Source organism: Bacteroidota bacterium, from assembly GCA_034723125.1.
Lineage (GTDB): Bacteria > Bacteroidota > Bacteroidia > CAILMK01 > JAAYUY01 > JAYEOP01.
This window is the reverse complement of record JAYEOP010000036.1, coordinates 1-5775: the sequence shown is the minus strand read 5'-3', so window position 1 is coordinate 5775 and position 5775 is coordinate 1. Positions and strand designations below refer to the sequence as shown.

Sequence of the window (5775 nt, the reverse complement as noted above, 5' to 3'; positions counted from 1 at the left end):
CTAATAAGTTTAAAATGCAAAAGAATATTCTACACTAAAAATATTATTTGTTAATGGGTTTTTTACATTTATTTCCTTTGAAAGAATATATGAAAATTCAATTTCCTGATGTTCATTTATTCCAATATCCATCCCTGCTTTAAATCTAAGTTCGTCAATCCTATTTCCTTCATTATTATTTGTTTGATAAAATATCTCGGATGATAAAAAGGGTTTTATAGGTGAATTTTTTATGTCATAATCAATATTTAGTTTATTACGCCATTTATTTGCAGGGATATTTCCATTTTCACTACTAAAATAATCAGTATATTTTGTTTGATAACGCGACCTGAATGAAATTTCAAAACGATTAATATCCTTTTCTAATTTAATATCGCTAAAAAATTTATTCCTACTGCTATAAGAGGAATTTAATTCTTGTTTTTGCAAAAAGCGATAATAAACTGCTACTCTAATTTGCTTAATAATTCTATATTTAAATCCTAAATTCGTATAATATTTATCAATTCTTGAGATGTTCTCATCAAAGCGAAATTCTTCAGAAATACAAAATTTAAAATCCTCTATCAATTCAACTTCAAATTGTATTTCCGACCACAGAGAAAAGTCTTTTTCTTGTGAAAAGAGTTTTGAACTGAAACTAAATAAAACAATAGTAATTATCAGTAATACTTTAGTGTATGTGTTTTTTGTTTTCAAAATTTTATTTTATTTTAATCATCATCATCATCTCTATTATCATAATCATCAACATCGTCAGCATAATTTATTTCATCTTCATAATAATACAATCTAATTCTTGCAATATCTCTTAAAAAATTGATTTTACCTATCTCTATTCTTTTTATTTTTAATCCTGTTCTGTTTTCAAGGTCTGCTAATAATTCTTTTCTTTTCTCAGGTTTAATAAGATCAATTTTCTCATAATCAATAACTTTACGTGATTCATGTCTTAATAGCATTCTCTTTTCTAATAAATAAGTAACTGTTATTATTGCAACATTACTAAATAGGAGTTCAGTATAACTTATTTTTTTATTAGCAAGTGCATTTATTACAGAAACACCAATTACTATGAACAAATAAGTCATTTCTTTAATTTTTATTTGCTGTGTTCTGTAACGAATAATTCCAAATATTGCAAATAATCCGAGTGCAAATCCTAATTGAAGTTTAACATTCTCAAGCATAAAGCATAAAAGGAAAATAACCGTAGCAATCAAAGTGTAGGTAAATAAGTAATCTTTACGTTTGGATATCGGATAATAAATATATCGTACAATGATAACAATTATCAATGTGTTGAAAAAGAATCGGGCAACTAACTCTAAAGAATCTTCAACATCAATTAGGTCAATATTGAAAAGTTCAACATCAAGCAAAAACGTCTGAATAAAATTTATCATGGCTAATTTTTTTTAAGGTTAATAATCTATTTTTATATCTGTTATATTTTAAATTTTTGTTTAACAATAACGTTCCAATAGCATACTTACTCACCCCAATAGGTTGAACATTTTCTTGATGTAATATTTGCATAAAATCTGATTGAGTTGAAAAACCGTCCTGTTTAACTTCGGCAATAACTAAAAATGGTAATTCTATTTTAGCATTCTCTTTTTTAAAATTTAAATTTATATCTATTGTTATTCGTTCTTTCTTTTGTTTATGAACTAATGTTAATCTTGAAAAATTACTTTCCAATTTAGCTTCAAGGGAATCTGGAAAAAATGTTGAATTATTTTCAATAAATTTTTTTGATTTTTTTGATATATCTGTTTCTATTGATTTAATTTTAAGACGCTTTTTTATTGTTCTTCTTTTATTGTTTTTAAATTTAATTTCAAGAAAGTTTAAATCAGAAATAAGATATTTTCTTTGTCGTATTTTGTAGCGATTTAGTTTCCCATTAATATGGGCATTGTACATATCAAAATTAATTGTATCGAAATATAATGTTTCATATCCAAGGTAGTTTTCATTATTTATTTTCAAAAGTTTGTAGGAGTCTTTTGCTTTTTCCAAAATAGAAAATAACTGTTCAACATTAAAAACAAACTTAGTATCAGTGCGATTCATAAGTTTCACATTATCCATTTCATCTAAGGTAGTAGGTGAAAAGTCATTTAATATTTCCCTAAAGTTTTCCAATTATTTTTAACTTCTATTATTTTTTAATTGTATAAATATATTTTTTCTTTGATACTAATTTTCCCTTGTCATCATAAACTTTTTTCTCTGTTTTTAATGTCCCGTTATAGGTATATTTAGCAACTTTTTTTACTTTTCCATCAGGATAATAGGATGTTTCTTTTATTTTATTTCCGTTACTGTCATATTTAAAAACAATATGCTTATTAATTTTACCGGTATTTTTATCATATTTTATTTTTTCTATTATCTTACCATTTTTATCAAATTTCAGTACCGATTCTTTTTGCTTTTTCTCTTTTCCCGATTTATAATTATACTTCCAAACAGTAGTTGATTCAATAGCATTTTTCTTTATTTCTTTTTTGCTTTGAGCATTAACAGAAATGCTAAGTAAAATACTAAATATTATAAAATATATTTTCATTAATAAATTATTTTAATATTATAATATCTTCAATTTCAACAATTTGTCCTTCCTCAGTAATATTAACTTCTTTTTCAACAGTAATAATTCCTGAAGGTGAAACACCACTTGAATCTTTTGAATAAACAAATATTGTGTATTTACCTTTTCTCAAATATTCAAACAGATATGTTCCGTCATAATGAGTTTTAAAATTATCGTTATAAACTACATCATTGCCATAAACTATAAAAACTTCTTCATCAGGAGCATAATATTCTGCTTTTAAAGTTGTAAATTCAGAATTGTAGTCTTTTACAAAAACTTTTCCTATAATACTTGCAGTTCCTCCTTCGCCTTCTGTTTTCTCACAAGATTGAAGCAAAAAAATTGCAATAACAACAAAAATACTTAAAACTATCTTCTTCATTCGTTTCTTTTTTTAATAATGTAGTCGGTTGTAATGAATTATTCTATTAAATTATTGAACAAAAATATATTTTTTTCATTGAATAAGCTCAATAATATCTCAACATTTTAATTATTAGCTAATTCACAATGACATTTTGACAAAAATAAGTTCAATAAGTTTAATAATTAAATTCATTTTCATAGATAAAAGAAAAGATTTTCAGTCTTTTCAACTGATAATCCATTAGATACAAAAATCTGTTTAGAATTTCAACAAGCTTTTAATGAAATATGATTTTGATAGATAAAATTATGAATAAATACCAATGGTACAATTTTTACATATATTTTTGAAAATCATTTGATTTTTTGTAAATTAGCCCAAATTTTATTACTATCAATAATTATGAACAGAAAAGAGATTGAACAAAAACATGATATTATTTGTAAATTAATATCAAAAAAACAGCTTTTAGATTCCTTGAGATTAATAAAACAACTATTGGATATTAATCCAAATTCAGATTTATCAAACCAATTGAATAAAAATATATCAACTTATAAACAAATTTTAAGTCATACGGTAGAAGGCATAGAAGATAATGAAAGACCTGAAATTTATAAAAAATTATTACTTTCAACATTAAGTCTTGCTGATGTAGTTAAACAAAATGTTCTTTTTAACAGTCATGAAATGACTCTCTTAAACAAAAGGAAAAACTTTAGCAACATACATTTTACAAAAGAAGAAGCAGGAAAAATTGTAAATGAACTTACATCAAATATTGAACTTGATGAATTACTTATGCAAAGTGAAATTGGTGAAACTACAAATGATAATCAAAAACAAAGTGAACAGCTTGAAAAACTTTATGCAATTTTTAACAGGATTTGGCTTACAAATAAATATTATGAAGCAGACATTGAACTTGTAAAAAATATTATTGATGCTGATGGTTTTCCTTGGCAGGAAAAAAGTCTTATAGTTACAGCATTAACATTTAGTTCACTAACATGTTTTGATACAGAAAAAATAAAATTACTTATTGAATTTGTAGAACATAAGGAAAAACAAGTATGGCAACGAGCATTATCAGGACTTGTTATTAGCCTATATTTTCACGATAATCGTCTTCATCTTTACCCTGAATTGATGGATAATATTCGTAATTTTTACAAAGCTGAATACGAAGAACATTTTGAATCAATTATTATTCAACTGATTAAATCAAAAGACACTGAAAAATTCACTAAGAAATTCGAAAAAGAAATTGTTCCTGAGATAGTGAAAAACGCTCCAAAACTTACAGAGAAACTTGACCTTGAAAATATTCTTTCAAAAGAAAACGAAGATGAAGATAAAAATCCTGACTGGGGAAAAATCTTTGAAGACTCTGAAGGACTTTACAAAAAGATTGAAGAATTTTCAAATATGCAAATGGAAGGAACGGATATTTTTATGGGAGCTTTTTCCAAATTAAAACATTTTCCTTTTTTCAATGATATGCACAATTGGTTTGTTCCATTTTATCCTGAAAATAAAACTATTAAAACAGAATTAAAAGATGAACCTGAAAATGAGGTAAGCAAACTACTAAAAACTTTAAAAAGCATTCCATTTATCTGCAATTCAGATAAATATTCTTTTATTTTGAATTATAAAAACATGCCTGCTCAACAAAAGGCCATGATGCTCGAACTGTTTATTGCTGAAATGCAAGGCTTAAAAGAACTTGAAGAAGAAGATACGAAACTTGATAAAAAATCTGAAAGCAAAATAATTTTCACTCAATACATTCAAGATCTTTACAGATTTTACAAACTATTTCCTGAAAAAAATCAGTTCTATGATATTTTTAACCTAAAACTCGACATCCATAATTCTTTCTTTTTCAATGAATTAATAAAAGATGATGCAATTATCAGACGAATAGCCGAATATTATTTTGAAAAAGATCATTACAAAGAAGCAATTGATATTTATTTTAAGCTTGAGAAAAAAGGTGAAAGCAACTATGAACTGTTTCAAAAAACCGCTTATTCATACCAAAAATTACAAGACTACAAGAACGCCCTTGACTACTACCTAAAAGCTGAACTCTTTGACAAAAATCATTTCTGGAATCTTAAAAAAATTGCCTTTTGCCAAAGACAACTAAAAAATAATGAAGATGCTCTAAAATATTACCTTGAAGCAGAAAAACTTGAACCTGAAAACTTATCAATTCAAGCATATCTTGGGCACTCCTATCTTTCCTTAGATAATTATGAAAAAGCACTAAAACATTATTTTAAAGTTGAATATCTTGCACCCGACAATACAAAAATACTCAGACCAATAGCATGGTGTTATTTTGCTCAAAGCAAACTTCCTGAAGCAAAAAAATATTACGAAAAAATTCCTGAAAACGAAATTACAAAATTTGATTTGATAAATCTCGGGCATATTGAATGGTGCAATGGAAAAATGAAAAATGCAATTGATTTTTATAAAAGAAGTATCCTCCAAAAAGATAACAACCTTAAAGAATTTCTAAAAGTATTGTTTGCTGATAAAAATTACCTTGCAAAACAAGGAGTAAATATTAAAGAAATACCAATGATGCTTGATTATCTAAGATATGAGCTGTAAGTGATTTTGAGGAATTGTTTAGATTCTCCTCCGTAGCTTTAGCGAAGGAGGATTTGTTTATCTGTTTATTTGGTTATTTGGTTATTTGGTTATTTGGTTATTTGTTTCAATAGTCATTTAGTGGTCATTTGCTTCGCTGTCATTTAATTGTCATTAAGTTGTTTATTCGGTG

6 protein-coding genes are annotated in these 5775 nt (G+C 25.7%); 1 reads left to right on the top strand and 5 read right to left on the bottom strand.

What is annotated here, in order from left to right:
- Nucleotides 1–9: 9 nt before the first annotated feature.
- Genes U9R42_01360 through U9R42_01340 form a run of 5 tightly spaced genes read right to left on the bottom strand, consistent with a single transcriptional unit; the run spans nucleotide 10 to nucleotide 2990 of the window.
- Entirely contained in the window at nucleotides 10–702 is a 693-nt protein-coding gene (locus U9R42_01360) for a DUF2490 domain-containing protein (GenBank protein MEA3494662.1), read from the bottom strand.
- Between the two features lie 14 nt (nucleotides 703–716).
- A complete protein-coding gene (locus U9R42_01355; GenBank protein ID MEA3494661.1) occupies nucleotides 717–1409 on the bottom strand; it encodes a DUF4956 domain-containing protein in 693 nt (230 codons plus the stop codon).
- Complete coding sequence (locus U9R42_01350; protein MEA3494660.1) at nucleotides 1378–2154, bottom strand: polyphosphate polymerase domain-containing protein; 777 nt, start codon at nucleotides 2152–2154, stop codon at nucleotides 1378–1380. Before U9R42_01350 ends, U9R42_01355 begins: the two co-directional genes overlap by 32 nt.
- A gap of 16 nt (nucleotides 2155–2170) precedes the next feature.
- A complete protein-coding gene (locus U9R42_01345; protein MEA3494659.1) occupies nucleotides 2171–2581 on the bottom strand; it encodes a hypothetical protein in 411 nt (136 codons plus the stop codon).
- Between the two features lie 7 nt (nucleotides 2582–2588).
- Complete coding sequence (locus tag U9R42_01340) at nucleotides 2589–2990, bottom strand: hypothetical protein (GenBank protein MEA3494658.1); 402 nt, start codon at nucleotides 2988–2990, stop codon at nucleotides 2589–2591.
- 387 nt (nucleotides 2991–3377) lie between these two features.
- Here U9R42_01340 and U9R42_01335 point away from each other — a divergent pair, with 387 nt between their 5' ends.
- The gene (locus tag U9R42_01335; protein MEA3494657.1) at nucleotides 3378–5603 is read left to right on the top strand and encodes a hypothetical protein; all 2226 of its coding nucleotides are present in this window, start codon (nucleotides 3378–3380) and stop codon (nucleotides 5601–5603) included.
- The last annotated feature ends 172 nt before the right edge of the window (nucleotides 5604–5775 follow it).